The sequence below is a fragment of the Acidisoma sp. L85 genome (assembly GCF_009765865.1).
In the GTDB taxonomy this organism is placed as follows: Bacteria; Pseudomonadota; Alphaproteobacteria; order Acetobacterales; family Acetobacteraceae; genus Acidisoma.
The window spans coordinates 444,208-463,513 of sequence record NZ_LMUQ01000026.1 but is presented as its reverse complement, the minus strand read 5'-3'; the positions used below and the strand labels follow the sequence as shown (position 1 = coordinate 463,513).

Annotated in this window: 17 protein-coding genes; 5 read left to right on the top strand and 12 right to left on the bottom strand. The window is 66.0% G+C overall.

Annotation, left to right across the window (positions count from 1 at the left end; translation table 11 throughout):
• Positions 1-29: 29 nt before the first annotated feature.
• The 7 genes from GSQ83_RS08050 to GSQ83_RS08020 all read right to left on the bottom strand — a co-directional run bounded on the left by GSQ83_RS08050 (position 30) and on the right by GSQ83_RS08020 (position 11,075).
• Complete coding sequence (locus tag GSQ83_RS08050; RefSeq protein ID WP_158802342.1) at positions 30-2,885, bottom strand: glycosyltransferase; 2,856 nt, start codon at positions 2,883-2,885, stop codon at positions 30-32.
• Positions 2,882-3,841, bottom strand: a complete 960-nt coding sequence (locus tag GSQ83_RS08045) for a glycosyltransferase (protein ID WP_254065558.1) — start codon at positions 3,839-3,841, stop codon at positions 2,882-2,884. The genes GSQ83_RS08050 and GSQ83_RS08045 overlap by 4 nt, the downstream gene beginning before the upstream one ends.
• 261 nt (positions 3,842-4,102) lie before the next feature.
• Positions 4,103-4,873 carry an SDR family NAD(P)-dependent oxidoreductase gene (locus GSQ83_RS08040; protein WP_158802341.1) on the bottom strand — a complete coding sequence of 257 codons (771 nt, stop codon included), beginning with the start codon at positions 4,871-4,873 and terminating at the stop codon, positions 4,103-4,105.
• Positions 4,874-4,882: 9 nt separating this feature from the next.
• Complete coding sequence (locus GSQ83_RS08035) at positions 4,883-5,443, bottom strand: DUF3035 domain-containing protein (protein WP_216849972.1); 561 nt, start codon at positions 5,441-5,443, stop codon at positions 4,883-4,885.
• Between the two features lie 19 nt (positions 5,444-5,462).
• Entirely contained in the window at positions 5,463-5,975 is a 513-nt protein-coding gene (gene lspA / locus GSQ83_RS08030) for a signal peptidase II (RefSeq protein ID WP_158802339.1), read from the bottom strand.
• Positions 5,972-8,794: an isoleucine--tRNA ligase gene (gene ileS, locus GSQ83_RS08025; protein ID WP_158802338.1), complete on the bottom strand. Its 2,823-nt coding sequence runs from the start codon at positions 8,792-8,794 to the stop codon at positions 5,972-5,974. The genes lspA and ileS overlap by 4 nt, the downstream gene beginning before the upstream one ends.
• Before the next feature lie 67 nt (positions 8,795-8,861).
• Entirely contained in the window at positions 8,862-11,075 is a 2,214-nt protein-coding gene (locus tag GSQ83_RS08020; protein ID WP_158802337.1) for a primosomal protein N', read from the bottom strand.
• Between the two features lie 209 nt (positions 11,076-11,284).
• Here GSQ83_RS08020 and GSQ83_RS08015 point away from each other — a divergent pair, with 209 nt between their 5' ends.
• Together GSQ83_RS08015 and GSQ83_RS08010 are read left to right on the top strand one after the other, a co-directional pair.
• Entirely contained in the window at positions 11,285-12,196 is a 912-nt protein-coding gene (locus tag GSQ83_RS08015) for a tyrosine recombinase XerC (protein ID WP_158802426.1), read from the top strand.
• Positions 12,197-12,278: 82 nt separating this feature from the next.
• Positions 12,279-13,220 carry a bifunctional riboflavin kinase/FAD synthetase gene (locus tag GSQ83_RS08010; protein WP_158802336.1) on the top strand — a complete coding sequence of 314 codons (942 nt, stop codon included), beginning with the start codon at positions 12,279-12,281 and terminating at the stop codon, positions 13,218-13,220.
• A gap of 15 nt (positions 13,221-13,235) precedes the next feature.
• On the opposite strand, the gene GSQ83_RS08005 is transcribed toward GSQ83_RS08010, so the two are convergent.
• The 3 genes from GSQ83_RS08005 to GSQ83_RS07995 are packed head-to-tail and all read right to left on the bottom strand — an operon-like array spanning position 13,236 to position 15,775.
• Positions 13,236-14,048 carry a metal ABC transporter permease gene (locus GSQ83_RS08005; RefSeq protein ID WP_158802335.1) on the bottom strand — a complete coding sequence of 271 codons (813 nt, stop codon included), beginning with the start codon at positions 14,046-14,048 and terminating at the stop codon, positions 13,236-13,238.
• Positions 14,049-14,078: 30 nt separating this feature from the next.
• Positions 14,079-14,891: a metal ABC transporter ATP-binding protein gene (locus tag GSQ83_RS08000; RefSeq protein WP_158802334.1), complete on the bottom strand. Its 813-nt coding sequence runs from the start codon at positions 14,889-14,891 to the stop codon at positions 14,079-14,081.
• Positions 14,888-15,775, bottom strand: a complete 888-nt coding sequence (locus GSQ83_RS07995; protein WP_158802333.1) for a metal ABC transporter solute-binding protein, Zn/Mn family — start codon at positions 15,773-15,775, stop codon at positions 14,888-14,890. Before GSQ83_RS07995 ends, GSQ83_RS08000 begins: the two co-directional genes overlap by 4 nt.
• A 100-nt stretch (positions 15,776-15,875) precedes the next feature.
• Between GSQ83_RS07995 and GSQ83_RS07990 the strand changes: the two genes are divergently transcribed.
• Positions 15,876-16,376 (top strand): transcriptional repressor, encoded by a 501-nt coding sequence (locus GSQ83_RS07990; RefSeq protein ID WP_158802332.1) that lies wholly within the window; start codon positions 15,876-15,878, stop codon positions 16,374-16,376.
• Here GSQ83_RS07990 and GSQ83_RS07985 read toward each other — a convergent pair.
• Complete coding sequence (locus GSQ83_RS07985; protein ID WP_158802331.1) at positions 16,373-17,068, bottom strand: SDR family NAD(P)-dependent oxidoreductase; 696 nt, start codon at positions 17,066-17,068, stop codon at positions 16,373-16,375. The genes GSQ83_RS07990 and GSQ83_RS07985 overlap by 4 nt on opposite strands.
• A gap of 76 nt (positions 17,069-17,144) precedes the next feature.
• Entirely contained in the window at positions 17,145-17,435 is a 291-nt protein-coding gene (locus GSQ83_RS07980; RefSeq protein ID WP_158802330.1) for a DUF1127 domain-containing protein, read from the bottom strand.
• On the opposite strand from GSQ83_RS07980, the gene GSQ83_RS07975 reads away from it, so the two are divergent.
• Both GSQ83_RS07975 and GSQ83_RS07970 read left to right on the top strand, forming a co-directional pair.
• On the top strand, positions 17,416-18,816 hold the full coding sequence (locus tag GSQ83_RS07975; RefSeq protein ID WP_158802329.1) for a PLP-dependent aminotransferase family protein: 1,401 nt from the start codon (positions 17,416-17,418) through the stop codon (positions 18,814-18,816). The two genes, GSQ83_RS07980 and GSQ83_RS07975, sit on opposite strands and share 20 nt — an antisense overlap.
• 165 nt (positions 18,817-18,981) lie before the next feature.
• Positions 18,982-19,306, top strand: a 325-nt coding sequence (locus GSQ83_RS07970) for a F0F1 ATP synthase subunit delta (RefSeq protein ID WP_174246637.1), incomplete at its 3' end; no start/stop codon positions are given.

Here is a 19,306-nt window from a genome sequence, read left to right as displayed (position 1 = left end):
CTATCTCCGCTTCATGGGTGGAAACTGCATCAGCCGGCTTGGCCGACCGCGAGCGCGGAGGCCAGGCGGTCAATGCGGGCGAAGGCTGCGAGGATCGTGTCGTTCGAGGGCGGATCGGAGGTCGCCCCGGCAACGCGCCCTTCATAAAGTCGCAGTTTGATGGGTGTCAGTTGAAAAGCGCCTTGCTCACCTACCAAATTGATGACGGCCAGCCGATACTCGCCGTCGCTCCATTTTCCGTTGAGTGTTAATCGCGCGAGGAAGCCAGAACGGCTGGGAGCGTCAGGAAAGAGTTCGAGTACGTCCTCGCGCCCCTCTCGCTCCGTCTCCGCAAAGATATGTAGCGGCCCGCCTTCTTGAACGAGACAGAGGTCGACGCGACCAGCGACATGCAGGTCCGGCACGACAATCCAGCCACGCACCATGAGGCTGTCGCAGGGAAAGACATCCTCGGCCGCCTGGAGATCGTCGATACCGATGCCGCATAGCTCGTCGATGTAGTTCTCGGCGCCCTGCACCGTGATCCAACTGCGAAGGCCGGGCGGTGGCGTGAGCTGCACGCGGCGGGGGCGTGGCGGATCGAAGATGTGGCGTGACGGGGTTAGGTCCTTCCAACCTGCCTTCGGCAGAAGATGGAGCTGACCGACATCGAGTTTGAGCGGACTGCTGTCCAGCGTCGCGACCGGCGCTACGTCATGATAAATTTCCAGCACCGTGCGCGCATAGGCGCGGCTATCGACCCAGAGTTCGGGCGTGATATTCGCGCGAATGGCAGTTCGGACATCCGCGCTCGATCGCAGCAGTTCGAGGCAATCCAGCACAGCGCTGACATCGCCGACATCGACCTTGAAGCCGTTGACTCCATGGATGACGCGGTCACCCAACGCGCCGATATTGGTCACGATGGGGATGAGGCCCGCCTGCCACACCTCCGAGAGCGAGATGCAGTAAGTTTCCGGCCAAATCGATAGATGTAGCGCAACTTCGGTAGCTGCCACCGCGACGTCGCCGGGATTGAAGCGCCCGTGATATATCAGATTCGGCTTTCCGAGGGTGGCAAAGACTTTTTCGTATTGCGGATCAGCTTGGCCGAAGATGTGGAATTTAAACAGTGAGGCGGGCGCCGTGGTGATGATGTTGAGAACCGCGTCGGCCCCCTTTGACCGGATAAAATTGCCGACGACGGCGATCTCCAGAACATAATCTCCGCTATGCGATGCCTTCTCCTGCCGCAGGTCGGGCACGGCATTGGCAGGGCTGGGAATGCCGAGCGTCACCGTGCGCGTGCGGGCGGTGAAGGGGAAGATCCGGCGTAGCAGATTACGTGAATAGTCGGAGCCGAAAAGCAGGACATCAATCGAGCGAATGACCTGTTCCATGAAGCCACGTCGCTGCTGCTGCACGCCGACCGGAAGACCCTCGGCGACCTTCAGGCAGACGTCGCAGGCGCTGATCGACTTGGTGCCGATGTCACAAAATTTCTGTTCAAAGTTAAGGAGATTGTAGCGGGCGCAAACAAGAAAGAAATCATGCGCCGAGAAAACCGTGCCACATCCAGCAGCCTTCGCGATCATCGGCAGAGACGCCGCGTGATGGCCAAGATGCTGGAAATGGACGACGTCGATGCGGTAGGTCGCGAGAACGCTAGAAAGTGCCATTTCCTCGAACTGGTCGCAAAGCGTATCCAGCCAGCCGACATCCGGCGTCTCGAACCGTTCCAGCGATTTGCCGTTCGAATCAAGGAGCTGGCAGGCACCGCCGCGCCGCAGCCAGAAAAAGATTTCCGCGTCCTTCTCCAGCATGGAGCAAAGGGTGCGTTGATAGACCTCGACGCCACCCCATTGATTTTCCTGGATGGTGGAATGAGTACACATCAGAATCCGGAGTTTGCGACCCTCGCGCCGGTAGGATCGACTTCCTGCCTCCGGCGCCGGCCGATGCGCCATGGAGAGCTCGCGGTCGAGCAGGGTCTTCAGCCGATGCTCATAGAGATGGCTAGTGCGTACGGCCTCCTGTGTGCGACCTGCCTGGGCCGCTCTTCTCTTCGGGTCGCGCAGCAGGCGGCCCACGGCATCGAGAAGCGCGTTGGTATCATCGACGGCGGTGACGCCGGGGAGTTCGCGAAAATGCTCGCGTCCGATGGCCGAGCCGGCCTCGACCACCTGCGCTGTTCCCGCCAGCCCTAACTCATAGAGCCGCGGCCCTGGCGCGGTCGCCTGGCTGGCTTCGCCGTGGCTGGCATAGTTTCGAAACATAGTCAGAGTTACACGGCTCGCATTCGCGAAGTCGATGAACGCTTCGTGGCTGACCGGGCGTTGCAAAGCGAGGGCGGCGAGGCTGGCGGGCAATGGAGGTAAATACTCGTTCGTCGGACAAATGAGCTTGAAGCGCGCGGCGGGGAAGGTCGCGATCAATTTCTCCAAGATAGGAATGCGGTTCGGCCACATAGTCCCCGCGAAGAAGATGTCGTAGTTCAGCGCGCTGTCAGGCTTGATCTCGCGAAAATGTAGATCGGTGCTTGCTCCCAGCGAAAGAAACCGCCCTTTCGAACCATAAAGTGCGACGCAGGAGGGGTCGTTCGTATAAACGACGTCGAAAACATCGATGTTCCGTCGGTTGTAATCCGACATGAAGGGATCTTCGAACAACCACAGAATACAGCGCTGAAACGCGCCGCGAGCGTGACGGATGAGGCTCTTGTTCAGACGCTGACCGTCGATACAAATGAGCGTGTCGAATTTGCCGGTTGCCGCCAAGGGCAGCAGCGTTCGGTTGTCGGCAAGCACGACCTTGTCCCCCACCAGACGCTTCAGCGCCGCATGGACTCCGAGCGTAAGATAAGCGTTGGGATTGTGGGTAAAATTGGTGTTGTATAAAATGATCATGCGCGCTTCTTGCTTTGCAGAAACTCAATGATACGACGTGCGCGGTGCATATAGGTGTGCTCCGCGCGAGCACGTGCCTGAGCACGCTGTGCAGTGGCGGAGCGGAGCTTATCCGATGCGAGGAAGCGCTGAAGCAGAGAGCCGAACTCGCTCGGATTGGAGAAGCAGGGCAGCTCTTCGGCCGTGAAGTAACGGCTCATCTCCAGCGTGTCTTCATGGAAGAATTGCACGCTGCCCGCCAATGCCGCCTCAAATGTGCGCGGTCCGGGGCTGGATGGCGCGATCATGTAGCGCTTGTTGTCGAAATGCAGGCTGCGGCCGAGGTTCAGAATGATCTTGGCGCGGCTGTAGAGCGCGATTAGCTGGTCCTTCTCGATCCGCCGATCCGAAAATCCGGCACCGAAGCGACCCCATCCCGGGCCGATGATCGAGACGTTCAGTCCGGTGAAATTGCCCCGTATATCCTCGACAATCTCCTGTCGGCTGGAAAAGGCGACGCCGCAGAACAGTACATCGATCGGACGTTCCATCTCGGCGCGCCATGGAACGAAGTGGCGCCGGCCGCAGCCCGCGAGCGGGAGGTGATAGGTCTGCGGATGCTCGTAGAATCGCGCGCCCCAACGGTCACAACTGAAGATGACGTCGAAGATGCTCTCGATCCTATAGCTCGCATCCTTCTCATAGGGATCTTCGGTCGCCCAGAAGACCGTGGCGGCGCCACAACGCTGCGCCTCTCGCGCGACCTCTGTGAAATAGACAGTTTCCGGCAAGTAAGATCCAATGCCGAGGACGATATTTGGCCTCAGCGCGGCGACAACATTCGGTGCGCCGCTGATGTGTGTTGTAATGACGTTCTCTTCGCCGATGAGCTCGACCCAACCGTCCTTGATTGACTGGCGGATCTGCGCATTTGCTTGCGATTCCAGCGCAACGCCACCGCAGATGACGACTTTCAAATCTCCGGCCTTTCCCGCTATGAGGCTTCAATGGCATAAAAAAATTTAGCCCAAGCGCCAAAAAGCGCGACGTCGGGCAGCGGCCGTTAAAATATGTGTTGAGGCTCTAGCTGCCTCTCCGTTTGGATCGACGGCGCGCACCCCTATTACGGATGCGGGACTAAATTTTTCGTTATCGCGCGCGGGTCAAAGATGGTTGCGTCGAAGCGCGGGGCGATTCCCGGAGGCTAGTGCACCGGCCGCGTGCCGGTGCAGCGTGGGCTACAGCCAGCCCGCGTCGACGATGAAGTCGCGGGCGGTGACCAGCCGGCTATCATCAGCCGCAAGCCACAGCACCATGCGCGCGATGTCCGGGGCATGCAGGCGATCCGGAATGCACTGGCCCTGCGCCCGCTTCGCCTCGCCCTCTGGCGTCATCCAGAGGTCAAGCTGGCGTCCGGTGATGACCCAGCCGGGGAAGACGATATTGGCGCGGATATGATGCGGCCCGAGATCGCGGGCGAGGGCGCGCGTCAGGCCGATGACGCCGGATTTCGCGGTCGTATAGGCCGGCATGCCGCCCTGGCCCATCATGAAGCTGGTCGAGCTCATATTGATGATCGAGCCGCCGCCCGCTGCGATCATGTCGTCCTTGAGGGCCTGGGCGCAGAAGAACTGGTGGCGGATATTCGTCGCCATCCGTTCGTCCCAGTATTCCGGCGTCACCTCGTCGATGGCGTGCCGGTCGTCCCGCGCCGCGTTGTTGACGAGCACTGTGAAACCGCCGCCCAACTCGGCGCGGAGCTGCGCGATCGCGATGCGCAGGGCGGCAATGTCGCGCAAATCGACGCTGGCGAAGCGCGCGCGGCCGCGGCCGTCCGGCAGCCGAGCCAGCAGCGCATCCGCGGCCTTGCAGTCCAGGTCGAGGAAGCCGACATGACTGCCCTGGGCGACGAAATGCTCGACGATGCTGGCGCCGATGCCTGAGGCACCGCCCGTGACGAGCACGCGCCTGCCGGCGAGGCTGGGATAGGTCGCGAACTGATCAGCCATAGGATGAACCTAGAAAATCGAATCCAAGAGGTTGCCGAGTGGGCCCCTGTTGCCTGGCTTGACCAGAGGCGTCTGACCGGCAGCCGGGCTGCGGCCGAGAGCGGCATTTTCCTGCAGGCGCTGACGCTCGCCTGCGGGATCGACCTCGGCCACCGGAGCCGCAGCGCGGCCGAGCGGGTTCAGGCGATTGCTCAGCTTGCGGCTGCCCTTGTCCTTCTGGCCTTGTGCATCGACTTCCTCACGAATATCGGCAGGCGCGGCCGGACCCGCCGCCTGGACCAGCGCGGTATCGCCGCCGGTCGTGGGGCCGCCGCCGATCGCGGCGCCACCGATCATCGCATCCTCGGCCTGCTGGCGTACCGCGACGTCCTGCGGCCGCGAGGCGCCCGGGTCGGGCCGTGGCAGAGCCTGGGCGGCGACATTGAGGTCGGGCGGCATGGCGAGCGCCGGCTGCGTCGTGACCTGGAATTCATCGGGCGGGTCGCGCTGCAAGCCGATCGTCTTCATCACGCTGTCACTGCAGCCGGCCAGCACGAGCGGGGCCAGCAGCAAAGCCAGTCGGGTCGTCACCTTGGATGCCATGCTTCCCTCAGCCCCGATTGCGGGCGCCGGGCAGCGCCTCGCGCCCCCCGGGCAACAGGTTGTCGATGACCAGCGCCGCGACACCGCAAACGATCGCCGCATCGGCCAGGTTGAATACATACCAGGAATAGCCCAGCGCATGCGCCTGAATGAAGTCGACCACCGCGCCGTAGCGCAGCCGGTCGAGCACATTGCCAACGGCGCCGCCCGCGATGGCGCCAAGGGGCAGCGCGATGGCGAGGCGTGTCGTCCGCATCAGCCAAAGCCCGAGCACCGCCACGACCACGAGGGCGAAGATGGCAAGGCCAAGATGCGCCGCCGTTCCCGTGCCAGTGAGTAGCCCGAAGGTCACGCCCTGATTCCAGACCATCGTGAAGTTGAGCACCGGCAGCAGCACGACCTGCCCGACCTGCGGCAGGTGCAGCCCGTGCAGGATCCACCACTTGCTCGCCTGATCGGCGGCGAGCACGAGAAGCGCCGCCAAGACACCCGAGAGCACAACTGGCGAGCGGCGCGTCATGCCGGCTTGACGGCTTGGGCAACTAGGCCCGAGGCCAAGGCGTCGGTGCAGCGCAGGCAGAGTTTCGTGTCGCCATCCACCTCAGGCAGCACGCGCCAGCAGCGAGCGCATTTCTCTCCGGCGGCTGCCTCCGTCTCGGCGTTCGCTGTTTCGGCTACTGCCAATCTCACGGTGGAGACGATCAGGTTGTCCGCCCAGTCAGCAGCGGATAGGAGCGCGTCCTCGCTCGCGGGGAAGGACAGAACAACTTCGGCCTGCAGCGACGAGCCGATCAGGCCGCCCTGCCGCATCTCCTCGAGCTTCGAGGTTGCCATGCGACGAATGTCGCGGACCCGCGCCCATTTCGCCGCCAGCGCCTCGTCGCGCCACTCCGCCGGGATCGCGGGGAACTGCCGCTCATGCACGCTGCCGCCCTCGGCAAAGCGTGTCGTCCAGGCCTCCTCGGCGGTGAAGACCAGAACCGGGGCAAGCCATGCGGTGAGGCATAGATGCAGGTGATCAAGCACCGTCCGAGCCGCCCGTCGCCGCGGCGCATCGAAACGGTCGCAGTAAAGCGAATCCTTGCGGATATCGAAGTAGAAGGCCGAGAGATCGATCGCGCAGAAATGGTGGATCGCCGGGTAAACCCCGGTCCAGTCATGGCTCTCGACCGCCTCGCGCACCAGCGCGTCGAGCTCCGTCAGGCGATGGAGCACCCACCGCTCCAACTCCGGCAATTCGGCAAGCGGCAGGCGCTCGGCCTCCGAGAAGCCGTCCAGACTGCCGAGCAGCCAGCGCAGCGTGTTCCGCAGGCGGCGGTAAAGCTCGCCCTGCTGCTTGAGGATTTCCGGCCCGATCCGCAGGTCATCCCGCGAATCCGAGGACATCACCCAGAGGCGTAGAATATCGGCGCCGTATTTCGCGATGACGTCCTGCGGCTCGACCCCGTTGCCGAGCGACTTCGACATCTTACGGCCCTGCTCATCCACCAGGAAGCCGTGGGTCAGCACCGCTTTGAACGGCGCGCGCCCGCGCGTGCCGACGGCTTCGAGCAGAGACGAATGGAACCAGCCGCGATGCTGGTCCGAGCCTTCCAGGTAGAGGTCGGCGGGCCAGGGTAGGCCGCGCGCCTCCAGCACGAAGGCATGGGTCGAGCCGCTCTCGAACCACACATCGATAATGTCCCGCACCTGCTCAAACTGCTCGGGATCATAGGCGTTGCCGAGGAAGTCGGCGGCGGGGCGGGCGTACCAGGCGTCCGCGCCTTCGGTGGCGAAGATCTCCACCACGCGGGCCATCACGGCGGGGTCGCGCAAGGGCTCGCCAGTGCGGCGATCGACGAAGATGGCGATGGGCACGCCCCAGGCGCGTTGGCGGCTCACGCACCAGTCGGGGCGCGAGGCGACCATGCTGCCGATGCGGTTGCGGCCCTGGTCGGGGATAAAGCGGGTCTCGGCGATGGCGGCGAGCGCCTTGCCCCGGATGTCCTGCGGCCCGTCCATGCGGATGAACCATTGCGGTGTCGCGCGGTAGATCACCGGCGCCTTGGACCGCCAGGAATGCGGGTAGGAATGTACCAGTGTGCCGCGCTTGAGCAGCCCGCCTGCCGTTTCCAGCGCTCCGGCCACCGCATCCGCCGCCTTGAAGACATGCATGCCCGCGAATAGCGGCACCCACTCATTATAGGTGCCGTCATCCCCCACCAGATCGGGCGTTTGCAGCCCATAGGTGCGGCCGAGCACGAAGTCGTCCTCGCCATGGCCTGGCGCGGTATGCACGAAGCCGGTGCCCGCCTCGGTCGTCACATAGGCCGCCGGTAGCAGCGGCGCGTCATGGTCGTAGCCCTGACCACGCAGCGGATGGGCGGTGATGACGCCCTCCAGATCGGCGCCCTTATAGGTCGCGCGGATACGGTGGCCGGTGATGCCGGTCTCGGCCAGGAAGCCGGGCAGCAGCGCCTCGGCCACCAGCACCTTCTCGCCCGGACGCGCCAGCGAACCTTCACTCGCCGCTTCGACCTCGACGAGCGCGTAATCGATCTCGGGACCATAGGCGATGGCGCGGTTGCCCGGCATGGTCCAGGCGGTCGTCGTCCAGATCACCACTGAGGCGCCGGCAATCTCGGCCGGTCCGCCCGAAATGATCGGGAACCGCACCCAGACGGTGGTGCTCTTATGGTCGTGATATTCGATCTCGGCCTCGGCAAGGGCGGTCTTCTCAACCGGGCTCCACATGACCGGGCGCAGGCCGCGATAGAGCGTGCCGTTCATCAGGAACTTGCCGATCTCGGCGGCGATGGCGGATTCCGAGGCGAAATCCATCGTGGCGTAGCGATGCGCGAAATCGCCCATGATGCCGAGGCGGCTGAACTCCTCACTCTGGATCGCCAGCCACTTCTCGGCATAGGCGCGGCATTCGGCGCGGAACTGCAGGACGGGCACGTCGTCCTTGTTGCGGCCGGCCTTGCGATATTGCTCCTCGATCTTCCACTCGATCGGCAGGCCGTGGCAGTCCCAGCCTGGGATATAGAGCGCGTCGAAGCCGGCCATCTGATGGGCGCGGTTGATCGCGTCCTTCAGCACCTTGTTCAGCGCATGGCCGAGATGGAGGTTGCCGTTCGCATAGGGCGGGCCGTCATGCAGGATGAAATAGTCGCGGCCGGCGGAGGCCGCGCGCACGCGGTCCCACAGTCCGGTCTCCTCCCAGCGGGCGAGCGTCGCGGGCTCGCGCTTGGGCAAGTCGCCCTTCATCGGAAAGGCGGTGCGTGGCAGAAAGACCGTGTCGCGGTAGTCGCGCGTGGGCGCTGACCCTGCGCCGGGCTTTGTTATCGTATCGCTCATGGGCGGCGGTATGGCCGAAATCAAACGCGATGGCTACTCATCCGACGCGATCCCTGCTCCTCCGGCGCTACAGGAACGACACCGGATCGACATCCAGATCCACCCGCACGCTACGCGGCACCTCAACCCTCGCCAGCCACTCCCGCAGGATCGGCTGCACCGCGATGTCGCGCCGCGTCTTGAGCAACAGCCGCCGTCGATGGCGGCCGCGCAGCATCGCAAGCGGGGCGGGGGCGGGGCCCAGCACCTCGATCCCGGAGCCATGCGGCGCGGTCCGGCCGAGATCCCCCGCCACTCGATCAGTCTCCACCGGATCCTCGCCAAAGACGATAAGCGCGGCCAGGCGACCGAAAGGCGGCCAATGCCCAGGCCGCCGGGCCGCTGCCTCGGCCGCCATGAAGCGCTCGATGTCGCCACCGATCAGCGCTTGCATCACCGGATGCTCGGGCGAGAAGCTTTGCAGCAACACCCGCCCCGGCGCCTCCGCCCGGCCAGCGCGGCCGGCGACCTGATGCAGAAGCTGCAGCGTGCGCTCCCCAGCGCGTAGGTCGCCGCCGGCCAGGCCGAGATCGGCATCCACCACGCCCACCAGCGTCAGATGCGGGAAATGCCAGCCTTTGGCGACGATCTGAGTGCCGATGATGAGATCGACCGCCCGCTCGGTGATCGCGGTCGCCGCCCGCGCGGCGCCTTCGGGGCCGCCCAGCGTATCGCTCGTCATCACCAGCCGCCGCGCCTCGGGAAACAGCAGTGCCGCCTCCTCGGTGATCCGCTCCACGCCCGGGCCGATGGAGGCGAGGGTATCGGGCTCGCCGCAGGAGGGGCAGGCTGGGGGCACCGGCTCGGCATGGCCGCAGTGGTGGCATTGCAGCAGGCGGCGATGCCGGTGCTCGACGAGCCAGGCGGTACAATTGCGGCATGCGAAGCGGTGGCCGCAGCGGCGGCAAAGCGTCAGCGGCGCATAGCCCCGGCGATTGAGGAAGAGCATCGCCTGCTCACCCCGCGCCAGGGTTTCGCCGATGGCGTCGATCAGCGGAGGGCTGAGGAAATGCCCCCGCTCAGGCGGGGTCGCCCTCAGGTCGATGGGTATCACCTCGGGCAGGCTTGCGCCGCCGTGGCGGGCGCTCAGCACGAGATGCCCGTAGCGGCCGGCCTGCGCATTGGCGAGGGTTTCGAGGCTCGGCGTCGCCGAAACCAGCAGGGTGGGCGCCTCCTCGAGCCGAGCGCGCACCACGGCCATGTCGCGCGCGTGGTAGATCACGCCCTCCTCCTGCTTGAAGGCGCTTTCATGCTCCTCATCCACCACGATGAGGCCAAGATCTGGAAAAGGCAGGAACAGCGCCGAGCGGGCGCCAACTACGACCGAGGCCTCCCCGGAAGCGACAGCACGCCAGGTATGGCGGCGAGTGGCGGGCGTGAGATCCGAGTGCCAAACCGCCGGCGCCACGCCGAAGCGGCGCGCGAAACGCTCCAGCCACTGAGCGGACAGCGCGATCTCGGGCAGCAGCACGAGGCTCTGCCGCCCCAGCCGCAGCGCCTCCGCCACCCCTTCGAGATAGGTCTCGGTCTTGCCCGAGCCGGTGACGCCGTCGAGCAAGGTGACCGAGAAGGCGCGTGCCTGAACGCTGGAAACGATATGCGCGGCTGCTTCGGCCTGCGCGGCAGACAGCGTCGCCGCGCCGGGATGATCGGGCTGAGGCGGCGCGAACCGGCGCTTCCGCTCCAGCAACACCGGGCGCAGCAGCCCGCGATCCGCCATGGCGCGGGCGACGCCGCTGCCGACACCCGCCTCCTGGATCAGCTCGGCAAGTCCACGCGCACGGCCATCGGCCAATACTTCCAGGACCCGGCGCCGGGCCGGGGTCAATGACGCATCCTCCGTCGGCACTTCGGCGGCCACGAATCCGGTGGAGCTGGTGGACGGTGGGCTGGCGAGGAGCGGTGCCCGGATCGCCATCGCCAATACCTCGCCGGGCGCCGACAGCGTGTAGTTCGCGACCCAATCGACGAAGCGGCGCAAGGCGGCGGGCAGGCGCGGCAATTCCGGTGACGGTGCAAGGGCGCGCAATCGAGCAGCCGGAAAATCGGGGTCCGGCGCCGTATCCCATACGACGCCATGCACTTGCTTGCCGTGCAGCGGTACGCGCACCACGTCACCCGCCGTCACCTCGGAGCCTGGCGGCACGCGGTAGTCGAGCGGGGCCGCAAGCGGGAAGGGGAGCAGCACGGCCACCCTGCGGACTGTCTCGCCGCCAAGCAGGTCGCGCTCGCTTCCCTTCATTTGCCTCCTCGGCAGCAGGGGGTCATCATCCGGGTTACCCTGGATCGCAACCGGTCCTTCGGGGACGGAGCCGACAAGCCACAGGACGCCATGAAACCCTTCACCGACACGGGGACGCCTCTGCGCCTGCCGCTTCAAGCTGACCGACGGGACGGACACGGTCAACGCAACCCCAGCGCGCTGACGTGTCACCACGCTAGGACGCTATGATGACTGCCGAGGCGGCACGCCAGTCCTGGCTTATATGGCTTGCCGCTGAGCGGCGCGCCGCCCGGCTCACGGTCGCCACCTACGGCCGCGACACTGCATCCTTCCTCGGCTTCCTCACCCGCCACCTCGGAGCGGAGCCTTCCTCCGCTGACCTCGCATCGCTCACCCAGGCCGATTTTCGCGGCTGGCTGGCTGAGGCGGCGGCGGACGGCAATGGCAACGCCACCCGTTCCCGCAAATTATCGGCCGTGAAATCCTTCCTCCGCTACGTCGAGCGCGAGGGGGGCGCCGGCACGCCTGCATTGAGCCTCGTCGCGAGCCCCCGCGCGCGGAAACCGCTGCCGCGCGCCCTCTCGCCGGAGGACGCTAGGAGCATCGCGGACGAGATCGGTGAAGTCTCGGACAGCGCGGCGATCCAGGCACGGGACGCCGCATTGTTCACGCTCCTCTATGGCTGCGGCCTTCGCATCTCCGAGGCGCTGGCCCTGTCGCGCGGAGAGGCGCCGCTGCCTGGCTCCGACGCCGCGCTTCGCGTCCTGGGCAAGGGCGGCAAGACGCGCATCGTGCCCGTGTTGCCGGCGGTGCGGACCGTCATGGCGTCCTGGATCAGATACCATCCCCAGACCGAACCCGACGCGCCGCTCTTCCTGGGCGCGCGCGGCAAGCGTCTCGATCCCGCGATCGCCCAGCGCCACCTCCGCGCCTTCCGCCGCTTGAACGGTCTGCCCGAACACGCCACCCCCCACGCTCTCCGCCACTCTTTCGCGACGCACCTGCTGGCAGCGGGCGCCGATCTGCGCTCGATCCAGGACCTGCTCGGCCATGCCAGTCTCTCCACAACCCAACGCTATACGGCGGTGGACACGGCGCAACTCATGGCCGTGTGGAAACGGACACATCCGCGCGCTTGAGGCTGTCGCGCAAACCAAGCGGCGCGTCGATGTGGCGCTGGCGGCCTTTCTTGGTCTCGGCATCGCCTGATAAGACAACGGCATGACTCTCCACGTAATCGGTCCAGACGATCCCGTGCCCCCCGAGGCGCGCGGTGCCACGGTGGCGCTCGGCAATTTCGACGGGGTGCATCTCGGCCACGCGGCGGTGCTGCGGACGGCCCATGCCGCGCGGCCGGATGCGCCGCTCGCCGTGCTCACCTTCGAGCCGCATCCGCGCGAATTCTTCCGGCCGGAAGACCCTGCCTTCCGCTTGACCCTCCTGGCCGAAAAAGCCGATGCCCTGGCCGGTCTGCACGTTGCCTGGCTGTTCGAACTGCGCTTCGACACCGAATTCAGCCGGCATTCAGCGGATTACTTCGTGAGCGCGCTGCTGCATGACCGGATCGGCGCGAAGCACCTCGTTTGCGGCGCCGACTTCGCCTTCGGCCATCGCCGGGGCGGCGACGTGCCTTTCCTGGCGGCTCGGGCTGAGGCCCTCGGCATCGGCCTCTCGATCGCCCCAGCGTTTTCCGATCTCTCTGGCCCGATCTCCTCCACCCGCATCCGGCGGCTGCTGCAGGACGGCTATCCGGAAAGGGCGAATGCGCTGCTGGGCCGGTCCTGGAGCATCCGGGGCGTCGTGACCCATGGCGACAAGCGCGGCCGCACCATCGGCTTCCCGACCGCCAATGTTCCGCTCGGTCGCCACCTTGAACCCGCCCGCGGCGTCTATGCCGTGACGGTCCGGTTGCCGGATGGCAGTCACTATGGCGGGGTCGCCAATATCGGGCGCCGCCCGACTGTCGCCGACACGACGGAGAGCCGACTGGAGGTCAATCTCTACGATTTCGACGGCGATCTCTACGACCTGGAGCTTACCGTCAGCGTCCATGCCTTCCTGCGCGCCGAGCAGAAATTCCCCAGCCTCGACGCCCTAAAAACGCAAATCGCCGCGGATGCCCAAGCGGCCCGGCTGCTGCTGCAAGGTTCCGCCTCGCCTTGAGGCCGAGCGCGCTCGCTACGGGTGACTACTTCGCCACCGTCCCTGACCGAGATGCGCCGCCACATAGGCCAAGGCGCCGAGCGCGGTGATCCAGAAACTCACCGGCCAGTCGGTGTAGAAGGCGAGCACCAGGCCGCCCCAGGCTTGCGCCACCGCGATCAGCACTGAGAGCAGCACGCCTCGGCCGAACCGCGCAGTCAGCCGCTGCGCGGTTGCCGGCGGCCCTACCATCAGGGCGAAGACCAGCAGCACGCCCACGATCTGCGCGCATTCCGCTGTCGCGACCGCAACCACGATCATGAACAGCACGGCCATGAGACGCAGCGAGACGCCGCGCGCTTCCGCCAGCTCCGGCTGCAGGCTGGCGAACAGCAGCGGCCGCGCCATCAGCGCCAAGGCGAGCAGGCTCAGCAGGCTCAAGGCAAGGAGCAGCCAGAGTGTGTGCGTATCGACGCCAAGCACATTGCCGAACAGCAGCGCCGTCGCCTGCGCGGCATAGGCCGTGTAGAAATGCAGGAACAGCAGTCCGAGGCCGAGCGATAAGGCCAGGACCAGGCCGATCGCCACGTCGCGCCCCTGCATCCGCTCGCCCATCGCACCCATGCCGATCCCGCCCAGCACGGTCACGGCGAGCAGCCCGGTCAGCGGCGAAACACCCACCAGCACAGCTCCGGTCGCGCCGGCAAAACCCACATGCGAGAGCGCATGGCCGGCGAAAGTCTGCCCGCGCAGCACCAGGAATGCGCCGACCGCACCCGCGAGCACCGCGACGATCGTCGAAGCCAGAAAGGCATGGCGCATGAAGTCGAAGGCGAAGAGGGAGATCATGGGGCGGCGCCTCCTGATCCCATCACCCCGCTACCCGTGCGCATGGTGGTGGCAGCCGATCTCCGCCTCGCTGCCATCGGCCGCCATGACAAAGATGCGGTGCCCGAAGCGAGCTACCTCGATCGGCGAGCCGTAAAGCCGCGACAGCATCGGCCCGGTGATGACGTCATCTACCGGCCCAATCGCCGCCTGGCCGCTGCCGAGGTAAAGCACGCGGTCCATCGCCCCCATCAGCGGGTTGAGTTCATGCGCGCTGAACAGCACCGCGATGCCAAGCTCTGTCTGCAACTGACGCACCAGTGCCACCACGCCATGCTGGTGATGCGGATCGAGGCTGATCAGCGGCTCGTCCAGCAACAGCAGCCGAGGCTGCCCGAGCAGCGCCTGCGCCAGCAACAGCCGCTGCCGCTCGCCGCCTGAAATCTCGGAGAGCGGGCGCCCCGCCAGCCCGGTTCCATCGACGAGATCGAGAACGCGGGCCACCTCCCGCCGCCCCTCGGCACCGAGCAGCGGAAGGCCCCAGCGGTGGCCACCCGCGGCACTCGCCACGAAGTCGCGCCCGCTGATACGGCCGATCGCCGGATTGCTGCGGGTCTGCGGCATGTAGCCGACCGCCGGATTGCCGCGACGCGCCGGGCTGCCTAGTACCCGGATCTCTCCCGCCGCCGCAGGCACGAGGCCGAGGATCGCGCGCATCAGCGTCGTTTTCCCAGCGCCGTTGGGGCCGAGCACGCCGATGAACTCCTCCGCCCCGATGCTCAGCGTGATACCCGAGAGGATTGCCCGGCCGCCGAGTTCGAGGCGCGCCCCGACCAGATCGATCGCTGGCGCGGCAGCCCTCATTTCGCGGCGGTTTCGGAGCCGAGCGCGTCACCCAGCCGATTGAGCGTGGAGAGCTGCCAGGTCTGGAAGTTTGGACCGACGGGCTCCGTCTCCGTCACGCCGATCACCGGCACGCCAGAGGCCTTGGCGATGCCGAGGAGGCGTTCGGCCGCGCTGTCGCTCGCCTGGCTGTTATAGATGAAGAGGCGCACGCGGTGATCCTTGAGATCCGTCTCATAGGCGGCGGTATCGGCCGCACTCGGTTCAGTATCGTTCATCACCGCAAGCTGAAAGCGTTCGTTGCGCATCCGCAGGCCGATAGCGGCCGCCATATAGCCAAAAACCGGCTCCGTGGCCGTCACAGGCTCACCGGCGTAATGGGCGCGCAGTGCAGCGATCTTGTCGTGCACGGGTTTCAGCGAGGCGAGGAAGGTCGCCAGCCGCTGCTCATATTGTGCTTTCCCGGCGGGGTCGGCCTTGACCAGCGCGTCGGTCAGCGCGCGGGCGACCGCGGGCATCGTTGCCGGATCCCACCAGAGATGCGGATTGGCGCCGGTCTGGCGATGGGTCAGCTCGGAGACGACGATTAGAGCCTGCGTTTTGCTGCCACCGACCTGCAACAGCTTTGCCATCCAGGGATCGTAATCCGCGCCATTCTCGATGACGATATCAGCGCCCGCCATGGCCCGGGCCGTCGAGGGATCGGCCTCGAAGAGATGCGGGTCAGTATCGGGATTCGACAGGATGGCGGTGACATGCGCGCCGGGGCCGGCGATCTGCTGGGCCACGTCGCCGTAGAAATTCTCACCCGCCACGATTTCCACGGTCTTCGCTCGCGCGAAAGCGGGAAGCGCGGCACATGCCAGTCCCGCCACAAAAAGGGTCGCCATCCATTGGTGTCGCATCGTCCCGTCTCCTTGACTAAGTGTTATGGTATAACATACCAACTGCCGCGTCGAGCCGGGTCTGATTGAAAATCGTCCCCTGTTACATTATAACAAACCGATGTCTGAAACCGCCTTCTCCGCGCCGACCGAGTCTTTGCTGCGCGAGGCCGAGGCTTTCTGCGGCCGCCGTCAGGCGCGGCTGACTGAGCAGCGGCGTCAGGTCCTGGGTCTCATCCTCGAGAGCCCCAAACCTCTCGGCGCCTACGACCTGCTGGACCGCATGCGAGAGGCAGGCGCGCAATCCGCCGCGCCACCGACCATCTATCGCGCGCTCGACTTCCTACTTGCCCAGGGTCTCATCCACAAGGTCGAGCGGCTATCGGCCTTTATCGGATGCACCCACGCCCTGCAGCCGCATGATCACGATGACCACGCGCTGCACAGCGTTCAATTCCTCATCTGCAAGAACTGTGGCCGAGCTATCGAAATCAGCGATCCAGCGATAGGCAAGGCGCTCGCTGCCGCCGCCGCGAGCGCCGCTTTCACGCTCACCGGCATGACGGTCGAGGCCGAGGGCCTCTGCGCCGCGTGCGTGACGGCCGTGGGCAGCGCCGCCTAGAAGCTCTCGACCCAGGGCCGCAGCTCGACTTCCCAAGTCCACGCACTGCGATGCTGGCGATGGATATGGAGGTATTCGCGGGCGATCGCGTCAGGGTCTAGCCATTTGTCCTCGCCCGTCAGCTCGGTACGGCCGCCGGTGGTTCCTATGCCGCCATCGATGATGAAATGCGCGACGTGAATGTTGCGAGGCGCCAGTTCCCGCGCCAGGCATTGCGCCATGCCGCGAAGTGCGAATTTGCCCATGGCGAAGGCCGTCGATCCAGGCAACCCCTTAACGCTTGCCGTAGCACCGGTGAGCAGGATGCTGCCCTTGCCCCGTGCCAACATGCGAATTGCCGCCGCCTGGGCGACGTAGAAACCGCCCAACGCCGTAACGGTGACGGCTTGCGCCAGCTTCTCGGCCTCAAGCGTGTCGATCGCTCCGCGATAGCGGCCGCTCGCATTGTAGACCACGAGGTCGGGCGCGCCAGAATCATCGTCGAGCTTAGCGAAGAGCGCCGAAACCGCCGCCGCGTCGCTGGCATCGCAGCGATGGAGCCCAGCACCGGTCTGCTCCGCCAGCGGCCTGAGCTTCTCGATATCGCGGGCCGCCAAGGCGACCTTCATACCCTCAGCGGCGCAAAGTTTTGCCAGTGAGGCGCTTAGCCCCGAACCGGCACCGACGATCAATACAGTCTCCGAAGCCGCCACGGCCTATCTCCTCGCTACGACGCGCGAGACATTGTTCCGCGGGCGGCCTCGGCACAAGCCACCGGACCGCCAAGCTCTATCCCCGCGGAAGCTGGCTGGGGTCGAACTGCTCCCGCGTGTCCCAGAAGGACCGGGCGCCCTCCATCTGAGCATCGTTCGGCGAGGCCCCGATATCGGCGAGCATATGGGCGCTCATCGCCGTGAGCTCGTCCCGCTCGCGTGAGATGCGCCGGGCCCGCAAAACCGCATGCCACAGGCTCTGGAAGAGGCGCAGCGGCCTGACGCGGGCCGCCAATCCGGCCTGTTGCGTTATCGGGGAAGAGTGAGTAGCGTTACTGTGTATTTTCATGAAAACGAATAACAGCATCGATGCCGTCACACAACATCTTCGCGCCCTCGCGGGTGCGGAGGCGCCAGGTGCGCGCTTGCCCTCGGTGCGCGACCTCATGCGTGACTTGCATGTCAGTCCGGTTACGGTTCAAGCCGCGCTCGAGCGGCTAAGCAGTGAGGGCGTGGTCGAAGCGCGGCCGGGGCAGGGCACCTTCGCGCGCGGTCCGGCCAAAGTCCCGCCACCGGCTGACCTCGGCTGGCAAAGCGTGGCGCTCGGTGCCGGCCGCGTGGTGACCGACGGTTTGTCCTCGCTCCTTGTTATGCCGCGGCCCGGCACGCGCCCGCTGAACCTCGGCTATCTGCCGGAGGAACTGCAGGCGACAGCGCTGCTGTCCATCGCGGCCGGGCGAGCGCTACGGCGGCCCGGAGTCTGGGGCCGCATGCCGATCGAGGGGCTGGAAGCCCTGCGCGCCTGGTTCGCGGCGGCGAGCGGTTTCTCCGCCCATGAGGTGACGATCTGCCCCGGCACCCAGGCAGCCAATGCCGCCGCCTTTCGGGCCCTCGCGGGCAGCGGCGACGCGTTGCTGATCGAGAGCCCAACCTATAGCGGCGCCATCGTCGGCGCGCGGGCGGCGGGTCTGCGGCTGGTGCCCGTGCCTACGGACGAGGATGGCGTGCGGCCCGATCTGCTCGAGGACGCCTTCCGCCGCAGCGGCGCCCGTTTGTTTTACTGCCAGCCGACCTACGCCAATCCCACCGGCGCCGTGCTGTCCCGCACCCGCCGGGCCGAGGTGCTGGCCGTGGTGCGCCGCGCCGGCGCTTTCCTGATCGAGGACGACTGGGCGCGGGATTTCGGCCTCGACGGCGATCCGCCCCCGCCGCTGGCTCCGGCCGAGAATGACGGCCACGTCGTCTACGTCCGCTCGCTGACCAAATGCGCTGCCCCAGGCTTGCGGATCGGCGCGATCTGCGCGCGTGGCGCGGCTCTGGAGCGGTTGCGGGCGACGCGGCTAGTCGAGGATTTCTCGGTGCCCGGCATCATGCAGGAAACCGCCCTGCACCTCGTCACCTCACCAAGCTGGGAGCGGCATTTGCGGGTTCTGCGCGCCGAACTGCGGCGAAGGCGCGATAGACTCGCCGCCGCCGTGTTGCGACATCCCGGTCTCGGGACAGTCAACGAGCCGCCCGGCGGTCTCCACCTCTGGCTACGGTTGCCGCCAGGCGTCTCGGATGCGGCGGTGGCGGCCGAGGCCGCGCGGAGGAATGTGCTGGTCTCCGCCGGGCAGCACTGGTTTCCGGCGGAAGCCTCGGACCCGTATCTTCGCCTCAGCTTCGCGGCCTCTCAGCCCGATTGGATCGAGGAGGCGGCCGCTACTTTGGCCGCCATTGTCGCGGAGGAGGTCGCTCGCGTGGGCTGAACCGTCGGCTTAACACGATGACGCAAAAGCTGTTTGCCCGGCCCACTCCCGTTGCTTCGCTGAAACTCCTATGATAGGTGCCGCCCCTCGGGCACAATCAGCAGGAACGGCCTCCGCTTAAGAATATTCGGGGGAAGTTTCGACAACAGATTGCGGGTAGGACACGTGGCCTCTGGCTCCAGCACGACTTCATCGGGCCAGATACTCGCTGGCCGTTACGCTGCCGCGCTCTATGACTTGGCGCAGGAGCAGGGTGCCCTCGACCGCACTACGGAGGAGATGGACGCTCTCGGCCGTCTCATCGACGAGAGCGACCCTTTCCGCACATTCCTCGGCAACCCGCTGATTGACGCCTCTGAAGGCACCAAAGCCCTGCGCGCCGTCTTGCAGGAGCAGGGTTTCGGCAAGCTTGTGCAGGATTTCGCCGGCGTCCTTTCCGACAACCGCCGCCGTTTCATGCTACGCAGCGTCGTCACCGCCTATGCGCGCA